At 67.2% G+C, this 16,650-nt stretch carries 11 protein-coding genes; 5 read left to right on the plus strand and 6 right to left on the minus strand.

Annotated features, from left to right (window positions below):
- Positions 1-76 precede the first annotated feature (76 nt).
- Complete coding sequence (locus KV110_RS00240) at positions 77-1,624, minus strand: adenylate/guanylate cyclase domain-containing protein (protein ID WP_218472535.1); 1,548 nt, start codon at positions 1,622-1,624, stop codon at positions 77-79.
- 249 nt (positions 1,625-1,873) lie between these two features.
- Positions 1,874-3,595 (minus strand): DUF4407 domain-containing protein, encoded by a 1,722-nt coding sequence (locus KV110_RS00245; RefSeq protein ID WP_218472536.1) that lies wholly within the window; start codon positions 3,593-3,595, stop codon positions 1,874-1,876.
- 224 nt (positions 3,596-3,819) lie between these two features.
- Here KV110_RS00245 and aroQ point away from each other — a divergent pair, with 224 nt between their 5' ends.
- From aroQ to KV110_RS00265, 4 genes are all read left to right on the plus strand, one after another.
- Positions 3,820-4,407 carry a gamma subclass chorismate mutase AroQ gene (gene aroQ / locus KV110_RS00250; RefSeq protein ID WP_218472537.1) on the plus strand — a complete coding sequence of 196 codons (588 nt, stop codon included), beginning with the start codon at positions 3,820-3,822 and terminating at the stop codon, positions 4,405-4,407.
- Positions 4,408-5,304: 897 nt separating this feature from the next.
- Complete coding sequence (gene gltB / locus KV110_RS00255; RefSeq protein ID WP_218472538.1) at positions 5,305-9,954, plus strand: glutamate synthase large subunit; 4,650 nt, start codon at positions 5,305-5,307, stop codon at positions 9,952-9,954.
- A complete protein-coding gene (locus tag KV110_RS00260; protein WP_218472539.1) occupies positions 9,947-11,416 on the plus strand; it encodes a glutamate synthase subunit beta in 1,470 nt (489 codons plus the stop codon). The genes gltB and KV110_RS00260 overlap by 8 nt, the downstream gene beginning before the upstream one ends.
- A 413-nt stretch (positions 11,417-11,829) precedes the next feature.
- Entirely contained in the window at positions 11,830-12,729 is a 900-nt protein-coding gene (locus KV110_RS00265) for a cutinase family protein (RefSeq protein WP_218472540.1), read from the plus strand.
- Between the two features lie 80 nt (positions 12,730-12,809).
- On the opposite strand, the gene KV110_RS00270 is transcribed toward KV110_RS00265, so the two are convergent.
- The 3 genes from KV110_RS00270 to KV110_RS00280 all read right to left on the minus strand — a co-directional run bounded on the left by KV110_RS00270 (position 12,810) and on the right by KV110_RS00280 (position 14,676).
- Complete coding sequence (locus tag KV110_RS00270) at positions 12,810-13,091, minus strand: hypothetical protein (protein ID WP_218472541.1); 282 nt, start codon at positions 13,089-13,091, stop codon at positions 12,810-12,812.
- A gap of 170 nt (positions 13,092-13,261) precedes the next feature.
- Positions 13,262-13,873: a histidine phosphatase family protein gene (locus KV110_RS00275; RefSeq protein WP_218472542.1), complete on the minus strand. Its 612-nt coding sequence runs from the start codon at positions 13,871-13,873 to the stop codon at positions 13,262-13,264.
- Between the two features lie 98 nt (positions 13,874-13,971).
- Positions 13,972-14,676, minus strand: a complete 705-nt coding sequence (locus tag KV110_RS00280; protein WP_218472543.1) for a winged helix-turn-helix transcriptional regulator — start codon at positions 14,674-14,676, stop codon at positions 13,972-13,974.
- Between the two features lie 108 nt (positions 14,677-14,784).
- Here KV110_RS00280 and KV110_RS00285 point away from each other — a divergent pair, with 108 nt between their 5' ends.
- A complete protein-coding gene (locus tag KV110_RS00285) occupies positions 14,785-16,290 on the plus strand; it encodes an MFS transporter (RefSeq protein ID WP_281427730.1) in 1,506 nt (501 codons plus the stop codon).
- Positions 16,291-16,350: 60 nt separating this feature from the next.
- On the opposite strand, the gene KV110_RS00290 is transcribed toward KV110_RS00285, so the two are convergent.
- Positions 16,351-16,638 (minus strand): hypothetical protein, encoded by a 288-nt coding sequence (locus tag KV110_RS00290; RefSeq protein ID WP_218472544.1) that lies wholly within the window; start codon positions 16,636-16,638, stop codon positions 16,351-16,353.
- Positions 16,639-16,650: the final 12 nt, after the last annotated feature.

Genomic DNA, 16,650 nt, shown 5'->3' on the forward strand with positions numbered 1-16,650 from the left:
CCGGTAACCGGGGCGGGCGCGAGTTCTGTTGTAGCGCGGGATCACTCAGTCGCTTGCGCCGTAATCGGCACGAGTTTCAAGTACGCGGCCGGGCGAGCTGGGTGGGGGCGAGGCGGCCGCGGAGGGTGACGGATTCGCCGAGCTGCCAGTGGGCGGCTTCGGTGGCGTCCGCGGCGGCAATGGTGTTGGCGGAGGCCAGCAGTAGGTCGTCCTGCTTGGCGAGTTCACACAGCCGGGCGGCCTCGTTGACCGCGTCGCCGATGACGGTGAACTCGTAGCGCTGCCTGGCGCCGACATTGCCCGCGACCACCCGGCCCGCGGCGACGCCGATCGCGGCGATGAAGTCGGTTGCGGTCGCGTCGAGTCGCCGCCGGATCGCCCTGGCGCAGGCCAGCGCCGCCCCCGATGCGTCGGAAAGGGCTGCGGGCGTGCCGAACACGGCCAGCGCGGCATCGCCCTCGAACTTGTTGAGCAGTCCACCGTGCTCCTCGACCTCGTCCACCACGATGCCGAAGAAGCGATTGAGGATGGCGACCATCTCGGCGGCTGGCAACGTCGCGGCCATGGTCGTCGATCCGACGATGTCGATGAACAGCGCCGCCGCCTCGGTTTCCACGCCACCGAGCGTCGGATTTCCGGCCAGCGCCGCGTCGGCGACGTCGCGCCCGACGTGCCTGCCGAACAGGTCCCTGATCTGCTCGCGTTCCCGCAGGCCCTCCACCATGTGGTTGAAACCGCTTTGCAGCTCACCCAATTCGGTGCCGTCGTAGACGGTGATCGCCACGTCGAGGTCGCCGTCCTCGACCTGACGCAGCGCGCGCCGTACGCCGCGAATCGGTGCGATGATCGCCGACACCGTCTGCATCATCAGCAGCAGACCGAACACCAGGGTGGCACCGCCCAGCGACAACACGCAGACCGCCAGCCGGGCCGTGCTGACCGAGGAGTCGACCAGCGCCCAGCCCGCCACGATCATCGAAAGGGTCACCGGCACACCGGCACCCAGCATCCAGGCCACCATCGAACGGGAGAAGACACCCATCCCGCGCCGCCGCCGCGACGGTGCCGCGTCCAAGACCCGCGCGGTCACCGCCCGCAATGCGAATTCGGCGATCAGATAGCCGTTGGCGCAGACCACGATGGCACTGAAACCGATGCCGAGCAGGATCTTGGGAATGAGTGCCGGCTCCATCAAGCCGTAGAGCGGCGTCAGCACCGCCGCGGCCCCCGACCACAGCACCGCCTGCTGCAACACCAGGTGCCGCGGCACCGCGGCGGCGGCGATCTGTTCCGCCTCGGTGGGCACCTGGTCCGGCTGAATCGCCCAGCGCAGGGTGCGCAGACCCCGCACGGTGCCCCACCACATGCCGACCAGCAACGCCAGTGCCGCGTACAACGGCGTCGCGATGACGTCGAGCAGTAGCAGGTCCCGGGTGAACACCGTCGGCCCGGGCAACACGAACCCGATGAGTGCGAAAGTGACGGCCATGCCGGTGAGGTTCGCGCCGACCAGCGGCACGGTCAGCAACAGCTGGACCCGGATCCGCCGCATGCCCGAGGACTCGTCCACCGGTCCCAGCAGCCGCGACCCGAACGCTGCTGTCGACACGTCACTGTGGGCCATGAGATGCAAGCCTAGGCCGGACCACCCGCGCAGAGCCGGTCCCGACGCCCAAGATCGACCAAGGGCCTCGAGCATCGGTCGTGCTCGGGCACCCTCATCGGCTGGTGCGGTCGGGGTGGACAAGCGGCGCACAGGGTGTGCGCGACCGCGACGCATCCGGCACCGCGAGGCCCTGACCTGCGGGTGTGTTTGCGAGACCGTGCGTCTCCGGTTCGATCGACTACCTCGAAGGGTCCGCACGGTCGGCAATCAGTTGCCGCGCGGCAGTTGGCGCCGGCCCCGGCCGGGCAGTTCGGATTGCCGACGCCCGGTCAGCTCGTCGTGACTATCGGCGGCCGACAGCCCGTGCGGCTGGGCGCCCGAACCGTGCGGCAGGGCCGAGTATTGCGGATCCTGCTGCTGATAGTCGGCGTCGACCACCGTCGCGGCCACGCGCTGGGCGTGCCATTCGTCAGGCGAGCCGGGCGGAAGCTGGTAACCCGTCTGCGCCTGGCCGGGCGAGCCCTGGGTGTCGACGGTGACCTTGCGGGTGCGGCGCAGCGTGAAAGTGATCTCCTCGACCTCTTCGAACGCCTGCCGCGCCGTGCGCAGCGGGTGGGTGGCGTTGTCGATCGCGTTGGCCACGAACGACGGGACCAGCGGACGGATCAACCGGGCCGCGGTGTCGGTGAACGGCACGGTGCCGATCAGCGGCAGTTCCAGGCCGCCGCCGGGCCTGGGCGTCGGCGCACCGGTGCTCGGCGCGAGCGCGTGCGTGGTCACTGGGGCGGGCAGGTTCGGCGTCGCGAATCCTTCGGCAGACACGGTGCTGTCCTTTCGGTCGTCAGCCGTTCCGGCTGGTAGTTCGGGGCGGGGCGGCGGTTCGGTGATCCCGATTTCCAAGCCGCCGATGGCCGCGACGATCCTGGTGCGCTGCCGCTCCCTGTCGATGGCGGTGTCCGCCTCGACGGCGAGGCGAGCGGCGGTGAGTTGTTGTTCGGCGCGCAGGGCTTCCGCCTCGGCGCGCACCTCGGCCCGCTTGACGGCGATGGCGGCGTCGGCCTCGCGTTCGGCCTGATCCTGCACCTGCAGGGCGGCGATCCGCCGGTCGAACGAGGTCCGTCCGCGCCACCAGCGCAGCAGCAATGGCAGCAGCGCGAGCGCGATCGAGGCGACGATCGTCAGGATGCGCAGCGGCAGCGCGCCGGAGTGGTGCGTGGTGTAGTCGTTCATGGCCTGCCAGCGCGCGCCGAGACCGCGGTCGGCGCCCGTGAAAGCCGCGGATTCGGCTGCGGCCACCGCCTTTTCCTCGTCGGCGATCCGCTGGTCCAGCCCGTCGGCCCGGCCCTGCGTCGCGGCCAATTGCTTACGGGCGTCGTCGAGCATGTCGTTGGCGGTCAGAGCTTCTGGTCCTCGCCCCGGCACCCCGGTGATCCGGGTCTGCGGGCACTCGGGGCTCGGGTTGAATTCGCAGCGGGCGATCACCAGCCAACGGTCGATATCGGCCTGCGCCTTGGCGATCGACTGATCCAATGCGGTCCGGTCGGCGCGGGCCCTGTCGAGATCGGCGCGGGCGGTGACGACCTGCGGCGCCGAGGCGACCGAGCGCTGGGCTCTTTCGTCGAGGGTCCGATCGACGCTGCCGCCGAAGACGACGATGGCGGCCAGTTCGGCGAGCAACCCACCGGCCAGCACGGCAACCGCGATACGGGCGAGCAGGCCGAGCCGGTCGGGCGCACCGCCGGGTCGCGCGGTCGCCAGCGCCCGCGCGAGCGCGCCCGCGAGCACCGCGACGAGCAGCGCCACCGCGACAACCGCGAACAGCGCCCAGGCGCCGGTCGAGGCCAGGGCGAGCGCGGTCACCACACCGGACACGGTCGCGAACAACAGAACTACTGCTCCGGTGACGGCATATCCCGTGTGCTCGTGGCGGTAGGCGACTTCGCTGTGCAGACCTCCGCCGAGCCAGGTGAACAAGCCGGTGACGGTCATGGGAACTCACATCCTCTTGGTCCCAGTCGATTTCGCAAGTTCGGCGAAACCGTCACGGTTTCGTGGTCACAGCGTGACAGGACCGAACTCGACACACCGAGTACGGGCGGGTGTATGTGGCCAGGCTCACAAAACCAGGCATGGCGTGCGGGTATGGGTGTCGGAACACGCTTACTCTGACTCGATGATCCGTTTCCGCGGAGGTCATCTCAGGAGGTCAGGTCATGCGCCTTGTCATGCTGATCGTCATGTCGGCGGCACTGATCATGTCGCCGGTTAGCGCGGGCGCGGATCCCGGTAGCGACCAGGACCGGTCGCTGGATCGGCTGGTCGCGCTGGTGCTCGAACGACTCGACACGGGCGACGCGGTGGCGGCGGCGAAGTGGGCGTCGGCTGCCGAAACCGGTACTGAGCCGACCATCGACGACCCGGCCCGGGAGGCCGTGGTCTACGACGCGATGGCCCGGCTCGGCGCCGGTCTCGACCTGCCGGAGAACTGGGTGCGGCAGGTGTTCGCAGGTCAGATCGAGGCCAACAAGACGGTGCAGCGCGGCTTGATCACCCGCTGGCGCTTCGACCCGTCCGCCGTGCCCAGCTCACCGCCGAATCTGGCGTCGGTGCGCCCGGTGATCGACCGGGTGAATGTCGAGATCGTCGACCAACTCGCCGCCAGACGATCCGAGCTGACCGCGCCGGACTGCGCGGAAAGAGTGGCGCACAGTGTCTTCGGTGTATTCACCGCCGGTAATACCGACGCCTTGCATCAACTCGCGCTCGTGCGAGCCGCGGCCGCGCTGTGTGCGCCACGCTGAACGCGATGTGCTCTCACTGAACGCTGTGTGCTCCCCGCTGAACGATTTCCGCGCCGCTGCTTAACCCTTTCTTAAGCGCGGACTTCAAGCGGAATGTCTCTTCCGGCGGCGAATATTCGGTGAAAGGCGTGCCGCCCCGCAATAAGTCGCACCTATTCCGCCCTGACGGCGTATAGATTTCGGCCGACAGAATGTGTCGAATACCACTCTCGATGGTTTGCTGAATATGTGCTGAAGACCACAGCGGACAAAAGAATCCGGACGGTCGGCTCACAGCTCAGGCTCGTCAGGAGGCTGTCGGAAATCTCTCAAACTGCCCACTCCGGAGTTAGCCGCCGCCGAATGGTTTGCCAGGTGCTGAGCATGGGAAACCACCTTCGATGCAGGTGAGGGCGGTTTCTTGACCGTTTCGTGAGGTTCGGCGCCGCTGTCGCGTGTTGGCTACCAATGGGTCACATCCGGCGTCGACTGCTCGATCGCGCGGTGCCCGCTGCCTTACACTGGACGACGCGCACACGTGGAGGACCGAATGAAGAAGCCCAGCTAGACCTAGTTATTAGTGCAGCCTAAGTTGGTTGGGCCCCGGACCTGACTTATCGTTTGCTCTTACGCCGAACACAGAATGATCGGCACCCTCGCCCGCTCGGGCAGCTCCTGGACCGGTGCTCAGCGTAGCTGGCGAGAACCCGCACGGAGGTAAGGATCTCGTTAGGGATCTGTTACCGACGAGCACCCACTACGTCACTGAAGCGGGTGAAACAACTGGACACGTGACTGCACGCCGAAGACCATCAGCGCGGCTGGTTTCGGAACGTACGGGCGCAGTCTTGTACGGAGGCATTCGAACGAAAGGCAGTTCTTCTTTTTCTTCGAACGCCACTTCTTGAAGGCAGAGGCATGACGCAACTTCCTGGCCACAGGTCACCTGGACCCATCGGGCTCTACGACCCGGCGAACGAACACGACGCCTGCGGCGTCGCCTTCGTCGTCGACATGCACGGCCGCCGCAGCCGCGACATCGTCGACAAGGCTATTACGGCTCTGTTGAACCTGGAGCACCGTGGTGCCGCAGGTGCCGAACCCAACAGTGGCGACGGCGCGGGCATCCTGATCCAGGTCCCGGACCGGTTCTTCCGCGCCATCGTGGACTTCGAGTTGCCGCCGGAAGGCTCCTACGCCACCGGTATCGCCTTCTTGCCGCAGGCCAGGCGCGAGGCCGCTCGCGCCGCCTACGGCGTGGAGAAGATCGTCAAGGAAGAGGGCCTCGAGGTCTACGGCTGGCGTGATGTGCCGATCGACGAGTCATCGCTCGGCGCGCTGGCCCGCGACGCCATGCCGACATTCCGGCAGATCTTCATCGGCTCTCCGAGGGGTGCGGCCGAGGAACTGTCCGGACTGGACCTGGAGCGCCGCGCGTACGTCATCCGCAAGCGGGTCGAGCACGAGCTCGGCAAGGCGGGCCCCGGCGAGGGCACGGTCGGCAAGGAGTCGGTGTACTTCCCGAGCCTGTCCGGCCAGACCTTCGTCTACAAGGGCATGTTCACCACGCCCCAGCTGCGCGCGTTCTACCTGGACCTGCAGGACGGCCGGGTGGAGTCCGCCCTCGGCATCGTGCACTCGCGCTTCTCCACCAACACTTTCCCGTCCTGGCCGCTGGCGCATCCGTTCCGCCGGGTCGCGCACAACGGTGAGATCAACACCGTCACCGGCAACGAGAACTGGATGCGGGCCCGCGAGGCGCTGCTGCGTTCGGACATCTTCGGCACCGACTCCGCGGGCAACAACCGGCTGGAGAAGATCTTCCCGGTCTGTACCCCGGGGGCGAGCGATACCGCGCGCTTCGACGAGGTGCTGGAACTGCTGCACCTGGGCGGGCGCAGCTTGCCGCACGCGGTGCTGATGATGATCCCCGAGGCGTGGGAACGCAACGAGACGATGGATCAGCGGCGTCGCGCCTTCTACGAGTACCACTCGATGCTGATGGAGCCGTGGGACGGCCCCGCTTCGGTGTGCTTCTCCGACGGCACCGTCGTCGGCGCCGTGCTCGACCGCAACGGCCTGCGCCCGAGCCGCATCTGGATCACCGACGACGGCCTCGTCGTGATGGCGTCCGAGGTCGGCGTGCTCGACATCGATCCGTCCAAGGTGGTCCGCAAGGTTCGACTACAACCCGGCCGCATGTTCCTGGTCGACACCTCGCAGGGCCGCATCGTCGGCGATGACGAGCTGAAGACCCAACTTGCGGCCGAGCACCCGTACCAGGAATGGCTGGACGCGGGTGTGACCAAGCTCGAGGATCTGCCCGACCGCCCGCACGTGCACATGTCGCACGACCGGGTGCTGATCCGCCAGCAGATTTTCGGATACACCAACGAAGAACTGAACCTGCTGATCTCGCCGATGGCCAAGACCGGCGGCGAAGCGCTCGGCTCGATGGGCACCGACACCCCGATCGCGGTGCTCTCGTCGCGGCCCCGGTTGTTGTTCGACTACTTCTCCCAGTTGTTCGCGCAGGTCACCAACCCGCCGCTGGACGCGATCCGGGAAGAAGTGGTGACCAGCCTGCGCCGGGCCATCGGCCCCGAGGCCGACCTGATGCACCCCGGCCCCGAGTCGTGCAAGCAGATCGCGATCGAATCGCCGATCATCGACAACGACCAGCTGGCCAAGCTGGTGCACATCAACGACGACGGCTCGCAGCCCGAGCTGCGTTCGGTGATCGTGCGCGGCCTGTACCCGGTTGCCAAGGGCGGCAAGGGACTTCGCAAGGCGCTCAAGGCGATCAACACCCAGGTGTCGGCCGCCATCGACGGCGGCGCGCGGATCGTCGTGCTGTCCGATCGGGAGTCCAACGAGAAGCTGGCGCCGATTCCGTCGCTACTGCTGACCGCGTCGGTGCACCACCACCTCGTCCGCGAGCGCACCCGCACCATGGTCGGCCTGGTCGTCGAGGCCGGTGACGCCCGCGAGGTGCACCACATGGCCATGCTGGTCGGCTTCGGCGCGGCCGCGATCAACCCGTACATGGCCTTCGAGACCATCGAGGACATGCTCGAGCGCGGCGCGCTCGAAATGCCGGGCAGCACCGGCGATCACGCCGAGGACTTCCGCAAGGCGGTCGCCAACTACAACAAGGCCGCCAGCAAGGGCGTGCTGAAGGTGATGTCCAAGATGGGCATCTCCACGCTGGCCTCCTACACCGGCGCGCAGCTGTTCCAGGTGATCGGCCTGTCCCAGGAACTGGCCGACGAGTACTTCACCGGCCTGCGCTCGCACCTGGACGGCATCGGCCTCGAGGACATCGCCGCCGACGTCGCCGAGCGGCACCGGGTCGCGTTCCTGGAGAACCGCAACGAGCGCGCGCATCGCGAGCTCGAGGTCGGCGGCGAGTACCAGTGGCGGCGCGAGGGTGAGTACCACCTGTTCAACCCGGACACCGTGTTCAAGCTGCAGCACGCGACCCGCACCGGTCAGTACTCCATCTTCAAGGAGTACACCAAGATGGTCGACGACCAGACCGAGCGGCTCGCCTCGCTGCGCGGCCTGTTCAAGTTCAAGAAGGAGCGCGCGTCCATCCCGATCGACGAGGTCGAGCCCGCCTCGGAGATCGTGAAGCGGTTCTCCACCGGCGCGATGAGCTACGGCTCCATCTCGGCCGAGGCGCACGAAACCCTTGCCGTCGCGATGAACCGCCTCGGCGGACGGTCGAACTCGGGTGAGGGCGGCGAATCCCCGGCGCGTTTCGAGCCGGAGGAGAACGGCGACTGGCGGCGCAGCGCGATCAAGCAGGTGGCCTCCGGCCGCTTCGGCGTGACCGCGCACTACCTGACCAACTGCACCGACATCCAGATCAAGATGGCGCAGGGGGCGAAGCCCGGTGAGGGCGGCCAACTTCCGGCGCACAAGGTGTACCCGTGGGTCGCCGAGGTGCGGCACTCGACGCCGGGTGTCGGCCTGATCTCGCCGCCGCCGCACCACGACATCTACTCCATCGAGGATCTGGCGCAGCTGATCCACGACCTGAAGAACGCGAACCCGCAGGCGCGGATTCACGTGAAACTTGTTGCGGAGCCCGGTGTCGGCACGGTCGCGGCCGGTGTGTCCAAGGCGCACGCGGACGTGGTGCTGATCTCCGGTCACGACGGCGGCACCGGTGCCTCGCCGCTGACCTCGCTCAAGCACGCGGGTGGTCCGTGGGAGCTCGGCCTGGCCGAGACCCAGCAGACGTTGCTGCTCAACGGACTTCGTGACCGCATCGTCGTGCAGGTGGACGGTCAGATGAAGACCGGCCGCGACGTGATGGTCGCCGCGCTGCTCGGCGCCGAGGAATTCGGTTTCGCCACCGCGCCTTTGGTGGTCTCGGGCTGCATCATGATGCGGGTCTGCCACCTCGACACCTGCCCCGTCGGTGTCGCGACGCAGAACCCGGTGCTGCGCGAACGCTTCACCGGCAAGCCGGAATTCGTCGAGAACTTCATGCTGTTCATCGCCGAAGAGGTCCGGGAACTGCTGGCGCAGTTGGGTTTCCGCACGCTGGACGAGGCCATCGGCCGGGTCGACCTGCTCGACACCGCCAAGGCCAAGCAGCACTGGAAGGCCAGCAAGCTGGACCTGTCGCCGATCCTCGACGATGTCGAGACCGCGTTCATGTACCAGGACCGGCGCTGTACCAAGACGCAGGACCATGGCCTGGACAAGGCGCTGGACCAGCAGCTGATCACGCAGAGCCGGGACGCGCTCGAGCGGGGCCAGGCGGTGAAGTTCGAAACCAAGATCACGAACGTGAACCGCACCGTCGGCACCATGCTCGGTCACGAGGTGACCAAGCTCTACGGTGGCGCGGGCCTGCCCGACGACACCATCGACATCACCTTCACCGGCTCGGCGGGCAACAGCTTCGGCGCCTTCGTGCCCGCTGGCATCACGCTGCGGGTGCAGGGTGACGCGAACGACTATGTCGGCAAGGGGCTTTCCGGCGGCCACCTGGTGGTGCGCCCGTCGCTGAACGCACCGGCCGAGTTCGTGGCGGAAGAGAACATCATCGCGGGCAACGTGATCCTGTTCGGCGCCACCAACGGCAAGGCGTTCATCCGCGGCGTGGTCGGCGAGCGCTTCGCCGTCCGCAACTCGGGCGCCCTCGCGGTGGTCGAGGGTGTCGGCGACCACGGTCTGGAGTACATGACCGGTGGCCGGGTCGTCATCCTCGGTGAGACCGGCCGTAACTTCGGTGCCGGTATGTCCGGCGGTGTCGCGTTCGTCTACAACCCGAACGGCACCTTCGAGGCCAAGCTCAACCCCGAGCAGGCCGATGCCGTCGAGCAGCTGTCCGGTGACGACTTCACCTGGCTGCGCGACATCATCACCCAGCACCGTGATCAGACGGGTTCCGCTGTCGCCGAACGCATTCTGGGCGATTGGTCGCAGCAGGTGAACCACTTCGTCAAGGTCATGCCGCGCGAATACAAGAAGGTTTTGCTCGCCATCTCCGAAGCTGAGAAGAGCGGCAAGGACGTGGACGAGGCGATTATGGAGGCCGCTCGTGGCTGACCCACAGGGATTTTTGAAGCACACCACCCGAGAGCTGCCGACCCGTCGGCCGGTTCCGCTGCGGCTGATGGACTGGAAAGAGGTCTACGAGCAGGGGTATCCGAAGGAGACCCTGCAGCGTCAGGCCAGCCGGTGCATGGACTGCGGTATCCCGTTCTGCCACAACGGCTGTCCGCTGGGCAACCTGATCCCCGAGTGGAACGACCTGGTCTACAAGGGGCAGTGGCGCGAAGGCATCGACCGGCTGCACGCGACCAACAACTTCCCGGAGTTCACCGGGCGGTTGTGCCCGGCGCCGTGCGAGGCGTCCTGTGTCCTCGGCATCAACCAGGACCCGGTGACCATCAAGCAGGTCGAGGTCGACCTGATCGAGAACGCCTTCGACGAGGGCTGGGTGACCCCGGTCTACCCGACCCGCCTGACCGGCAAGCGGGTCGCCGTCGTCGGCTCCGGTCCCGCCGGACTCGCCGCGGCACAGCAGCTCACCCGGGCCGGCCACACCGTCACCGTGTTCGAGCGGGCCGACCGCATCGGCGGGCTGCTGCGCTACGGCATCCCGGAATTCAAGATGGAGAAGCGCTTCATCGACCGCCGTCTCGCGCAGATGGAGGCCGAGGGCACCATCTTCAAGACCGGTGTCAACGTCGGTGTCGACATCTCCGCCGAGCAGCTGCGCGAAACCTACGACGCGGTCGTGCTGTCCGGCGGCGCCACCCTGGCGCGCGACCTGCCGATCCCGGGCCGCGAACTCGACGGCATCCACCAGGCCATGGAGTTCCTGCCGTGGGCCAATCGGGTGCAGCTCGGCGACGACGTCACCGATGAGAACGGCCTGCCGCCCATCCATGCCAAGGGCAAGAAGGTCATCATCATCGGCGGCGGCGACACCGGCGCCGACTGCCTCGGCACCTCGCACCGGCAGGGCGCCGCGAGCGTCCACCAGTTCGAGATCATGCCGCGCCCGCCGGAAGAGCGTGCCGCCTCCACCCCGTGGCCGACCTACCCGCTCATGTACCGGGTGTCCTCGGCGCACGAAGAAGGCGGCGAGCGGGTGTTCTCGGTGAACACCGAGCGTTTCGTCGGCGCGGACGGCAAGGTCACCGGCCTGCAGGCGCACGAGGTCACGATGGTCAACGGCCGCTTCGAGAAGGTCGACGGCACCGACTTCACCCTCGACGCCGACCTCGTTCTGCTCGCCATGGGCTTCACCGGACCGGAAAAGCCGGGCCTGCTCGAAGAGCTCGGCGTCGGCTACGACCAGCGCGGCAATGTCCAGCGTGACAAGAACTGGGCGACCAACATCCCCGGCGTCTTCGTCGCGGGCGACATGGGCCGCGGTCAATCTCTCATCGTCTGGGCCATCGCCGAAGGCCGCGCCGCGGCCGCCGCGGTGGACCGCTTCCTGGAAGGGGAAACGGCGCTGCCCGCGCCTATCACCCCCACCATGGTCGCGCAACGATGAACTGAACCCCTCTCTTACCGGAGCGGAAAAGGCGCCTGTGGACACACTGTCCACAGGCGCCTTTGTTCTGGGTTGATTACCGTGGGGTTGCGTACATTTCGGTAGCGGGTCGGGGTGCCGGATTGGTCGGAGTTCGGGGTTGGTGCCGGGTTGCAGTGTGGACCTGCGTCTTTGGGCGAGTTGACGGAAATCGGACAACGTCGGAGTTTCGAATGGCGCGGCGGCGTCTGTACCTTTATTGTGATCCCGTCGTGCTGCTGATCTTGGGATGCGGGTTGTGATCGGAGCCGGCACGTCGGTGGGTGGTCGGTGTTAACCCAGCGTGCACTGGAAGGTCATCCGTCAGGTTCAGTATTGGGGCGCAACTTGTCGAGGACGTACTCGCGAGAGGCATGGTTTTGGACTGGAGCGGTATGCAGTTGAAGAAGGTTGTCGCGGCTCTCGGTGCGTCCGCGACGGTGCTGTCCGGCTTGATGTTCGGCAGCGGCTCGGTGAGTGCCGAGCCGGGTTGCCCGAGCCTGTACGTGGTGGCGATCCCCGGTACCTGGGAGACCGGCAAGGACAAGAAGCCGCAGCCCGGCATGCTGGCCGGCGTCACCAACAATTTGCCTCGGTCGGCCGATGTCGACTACGTGACCTACGCCGCGACCGCGTTCCCCTGGGAGGGCGAGGTCTACGGCAACTCGAAGAAGGAAGCCGTCGACAAGGCGCGCGGCCTGATCTCGGACATGGCGCACTCCTGCGGTGCGACGAAGATCGCGCTCGTCGGCTACAGCCAGGGTGCCGACGCGGCCGGTGACCTCGCCGCCGAAATCGGCACCGGCCTCAGTGTCGTTGCGCCGGACCGGATCGCCGGTGTCGGCCTCATCTCCGACCCGCGCCGTTCCCCGACCGACGTCCAGGTCGGCGCTCCGGCTCCCGGCGCGGGCGCCGGTGGTCCCCGGGTCGGCGGCTTCGGCTGGATCAGCGACCGCACCCGCAGCATCTGCGCGGTGGACGACCTGTACTGCGCGACCGCGCCGGACGACTTCGTCACCCGGTTCGCCGGCTTCCTGGCGCAGGCCTCGGACGCGAACCCGGCCAACATGTGGCGCTACCAGATCGAAGCCGGAAACATCATGACCGACCTGTTCGCGCACGGTGGCGTGCCGACACTGCAGGCGCAGCTGACCGAGTCGGCGAACGAGCAGCGCGCCAAGGACCTGGAGCGGTTCTACAAGTCGCAGGCGCACACCCTGTACGGCAGCTACCCGGTCGGTGGCGGCCAGACCGCCGTCTCCTGGATGCACAACTGGATCGCGGGCATGGCCTGATCCGCAGTCGATCGAACCGAAGGCCCACTCCCGCTCCGGGAGTGGGCCTTCGGTCATTGATCAGCCACTAGGACCGGCGGTCAGCTGCTGCCAGCGGAACCGGTGGACGGTCGGCCCTGGTGGAAGAACCGGGCACCGGGATCATCCTGGTGGATCCGCGGGCCGTCGCGATGGCCCGGACCCTCGCGGTACTGGATTCGCGGTCCGTCGTGCCCTTGGCCGCCGGGCAGCCAGTTCGTACCGCCGTGTGGATGCGCGCTGATGTCGGCGGTCGCCTGCGTCAGCGGAACAGCGTCGGTCGTCGTCGCGGAAGCGGTCGCGGCGAGCGCGCCGAGCGGCAGCGCGATCAAGGCTCCTGCCACGGCGACCCTGCTGAGCCGACGCCGCGTCGACGTCGATGTTCTGGAGAGCAACACGGAAATCCTTTCTCTCGAACCGTGAACCACGGGGGTGGCGGCTCACCGGCTCCATAGAAGGTTCCGTCGCTGGGACGACGGTGCGACGTCCCTGCCAATCACCTGTGAATGGCCGCTCAGGATTTGATATTGCGCGGCAACAGATCCCAGACGTGCCCGTTCTCGTTGACCGTCGCCGCGGTGCGCCTTCCGGTGCGGGAGAACAGGATTCGGGTGATCGAGCAGTAGTCGATCGGGAAGGTCAGCGGCCGTTCCAGCCCCAGTATTTCCTGCAGCAGCACGTTGACCACGCCACCGTGCGTGAATGCCACCACCGTGTCGGCCGGGTCGGTGCCCGCCGCGATCTCGGTGACGGCGTCGAGCACCCGGGACTTGAACGCCTTGCCGTCGATCTGCACCGGGAAATGCCCCGCCTTGATCCGGTCGTAGACATCCTGGAACTCCACCTTGGCGTCCTCGATCGGGATGTAGGCCGGCAGGTCGCGATCGTATTCGGCGAGGTCGTCGATGATGTCCACGTTGAGGCCGAGCTTGGCGGCGGTCGGCGCCGCGGTCTCGCGTGCGCGGCGCTGCGGGCTGCTCACCACGCGGGCGATCCGATGCTGGCTCAGGGCCGCGGGCACCCGCTCGGCCTGCTCGAGTCCCACGGGAGCGAGTTCAGGGTCGGCGGGCCCGTCGGAGTTCATGATCCGGACCGGCTGGGCATGGCGAACGAGAATCAGCTGCACAATGCCTACTCTGCCGCATCGATGGCGAGGCCTCGATCCGGGCGGAACAGACCGCGCGCCGTCGGCCCCTGCCGCCGGACTACGCCTTCGGCGAAGACCTAGGACGAGACTCCGGTGCACTCCCGTGGCAACTCGAAGAAGGTGGTGAACTGCTCGGCGGCGGCGGTATCACCGACGATCGTCGTGAACCCCGCGGTGAGGGCATCGGCCATGGAACGTCCGTCGTAGACCACCGCGACGAAGGCGGCAACGGTGGTGTGGATGGCGGTCGGCGCGGTGCCGCTGGCGCCACGCGTGATGGTGAGGACGCCATCGGCGACGACCGCGTGGAATTCGTCGGTGCCGGAATCGGGTCCGGTGAAGTGCAGGTCGTAGTCGGCCCGCACGCCCGCGGCCCGCTCCGGCTTGAAGTGGGTGCGCAGCGCGACGATGAGCGCGTCGGTGCTCACCTCGGCGCAGCGGTGCGTGTTGGGGGTGCGCGCACCCCAGCGGCTGAGCGCGATCACCACCGTGTCCAGTTCCTTGCCCCACTCGGTGAGGTCGTAGACCGCGGTGCTGACCGGCGGCGGCAGCTTGCGCTTGACCACCACCCCGGCCTGCACCAGTTCGTCGAGTCGCTGAGACAGCACATTCGGGCTGATCGCGGGTAGGCCGGCGCGCAGATCGGTGAATCGCTTGGGGCCGAGCAGCAGTTCACGCACCACGAGCAGGGTCCACCGCTCGCCGACCAGATCGAGCGCGCGGGCGGCACCACACGCGTCGTGATAGCTGCGCTTGTTGCGGTGCTCCGGAGCAACAGTCATGAAATACATCATATCAGTAGATACTGCAAGCGAATTAGGTAGTTGTCTTTTAGGACTAACGACTGCTAGCGTGCCACAGTAACGATCGTTGGGTGGAAGGCATAGCTAGTGGCTGAAGCAAGAGAACGAGCGAGCGAGGCGACGGCGGCCATCCCGGATCGCAAACGCTGGCTCGCGTTGTATGTGTTGTGTGGCGGAATGCTGATGATCGTGCTGGACGCCACGATCGTGAACGTCGCGCTCGCGGATATCCAGCAGGACCTCGGGTTCACCTCGGCCGGCCTGGCCTGGGTGGTGAACGGATACCTGATCTCGTTCGGTGGCCTGCTGATGCTGGCGGGCAGGCTCGGTGACCTGATCGGTCGCCGCACAATGTTCCTGTCCGGCCTGGTGGTCTTCACCGTGGCATCGGTGCTGTGTGGTCTGGCGATCAACGAGGTCACCCTCATCGCGGCCAGGTTCCTGCAGGGCGTCGGCGGCGCGATGACCTCAGCGGTCATCCTCGGCATGATCTTCGCGATGTTCCCGGACCCGCGTGAGCAGGCCAAGGCGATCGGCCGCTACGCGTTCGTCGCGTCGGCGGGCGGCGCGATCGGGTTGCTGCTCGGCGGTCTGCTCACCGCGCTGGACTGGCGACTGATCTTCCTGGTCAACCTGCCGATCGGTGTCCTGGTCGGTTTCGGCGCGCTGAAGATCCTCGACAAGGATCAGGGCGCAGGCCTGAAGGACGGTGCGGATGTGCCCGGCGCCGTGCTCATTACGGCCGCGCTGATGCTGGGCGTGTACACCATCGTCAAGCCCGCCGCCGAGTACGGCTGGACCGATCCGGTCACGCTCGGCCTCGGGGTGGCCTCGCTGGTGCTGCTCGCCGGGTTCGTTGCCAGGGAAGCTACGGCGAAGACGCCGCTGATGCCGTTGAAGATCTTCCGATCCCGGAACCTGTCCGGCGCCAACGTGATCCAGGTGGTGACCGTGGCGGGCATGTTCGGCATGTTCTTCATGGGCTCGCTGTACCTGAAGCAGGTGCTCGGGTACGAGCCGATGCAGCTGGGTCTGGCGTTCTTCCCGGTCGCCGCGATCATGGGTCTGCTGTCGGTGCGCTACTCCGAGGGCCTGGTGATGAAGTTCGGCCCGCGCAAGGTGCTCATCCCTGGCCTGTCGCTGATCCTGGCGGCGCTACTCTGGCTGACCCAGGCGCCGGTGGACGGCAGCTACTTGCTGCACATCTTCGGCCCGATGGTGCTGTTCGGAACCGGTGCGGGACTTGCCTTTCCGGCGCTGATGAACCTGGCGATGTCGGGCGTGGAGCCGGACGAAGCGGGTCTGGCGTCCGGCCTGGCCAACACCACCATGCAGGTGGGTGGCGCGCTCGGGCTGGCCGTCCTCGCCACCTTGTCGGCAAGCAAGACGGCCGACCTGATGGCGGCGGGCACCCCGGCGAACGAGGCACTGACCAGCGGGTTCCAGCTCGCGTTCTGGATCGGTGCGGCGCTGGTGGTGGCCGCGCTGGTGGCGGCGGTCGTCATCTTGAAGTCGGTGCCCGCGGGTGGTCCCGACCTCGACGACGAGCTGTTGCTCGAGGCGGAAGTGGCGTCCGAGCGCACCGCGATCTGACGGATCGCCCGGACAAACGAATGGCCCGGCTCGCGCGAAGCGAGCCGGGCCATTCACCGTTCAGGGGGTGAAGGGTGGCGGCGGCTGCTGCCCGTACGGGGGCTGCTCGCCGTAGGGCGGCTGGTTGGGCGGTTGCTGGTTCGACTGCTTCTTCTTCCGCCGCAGCAGGTAGATGCCGCCGACGATCGCCGCGACGACCAGCAGACAGCAGATGCCGCCGACGATCAGTCCGCCGCTGCTCCTGCGTTTCTTCTTGGCCGACAACTCGAGTGCGGAAGCCCACACGTCCGAGCTCGCCCATACGCTGTGGTCCAGCAGACTCGCGCTGGTCAGCAGGTCAAGGTACATTTTCCGAACCCC

The organism is Nocardia iowensis, from assembly GCF_019222765.1.
Taxonomy (GTDB): Bacteria; Actinomycetota; Actinomycetes; order Mycobacteriales; family Mycobacteriaceae; genus Nocardia; species Nocardia iowensis.

Excerpts from the sequence above, each read along its gene's own strand:
- KV110_RS00245 (WP_218472536.1), bottom strand. The coding sequence starts at position 3,595 with ATGACCGTCACCGGCTTGTTCACCTGGCTCGGCGGAGGTCTGCACAGC.
- KV110_RS00240 (WP_218472535.1), bottom strand. The coding sequence starts at position 1,624 with ATGGCCCACAGTGACGTGTCGACAGCAGCGTTCGGGTCGCGGCTGCTG.
- KV110_RS00265 (WP_218472540.1), top strand. The coding sequence starts at position 11,830 with ATGCAGTTGAAGAAGGTTGTCGCGGCTCTCGGTGCGTCCGCGACGGTG.
- KV110_RS00290 (WP_218472544.1), bottom strand. The coding sequence starts at position 16,638 with ATGTACCTTGACCTGCTGACCAGCGCGAGTCTGCTGGACCACAGCGTA.
- KV110_RS00280 (WP_218472543.1), bottom strand. The coding sequence starts at position 14,676 with ATGACTGTTGCTCCGGAGCACCGCAACAAGCGCAGCTATCACGACGCG.
- gltB (WP_218472538.1), top strand. The coding sequence starts at position 5,305 with ATGACGCAACTTCCTGGCCACAGGTCACCTGGACCCATCGGGCTCTAC.
- aroQ (WP_218472537.1), top strand. The coding sequence starts at position 3,820 with ATGCGCCTTGTCATGCTGATCGTCATGTCGGCGGCACTGATCATGTCG.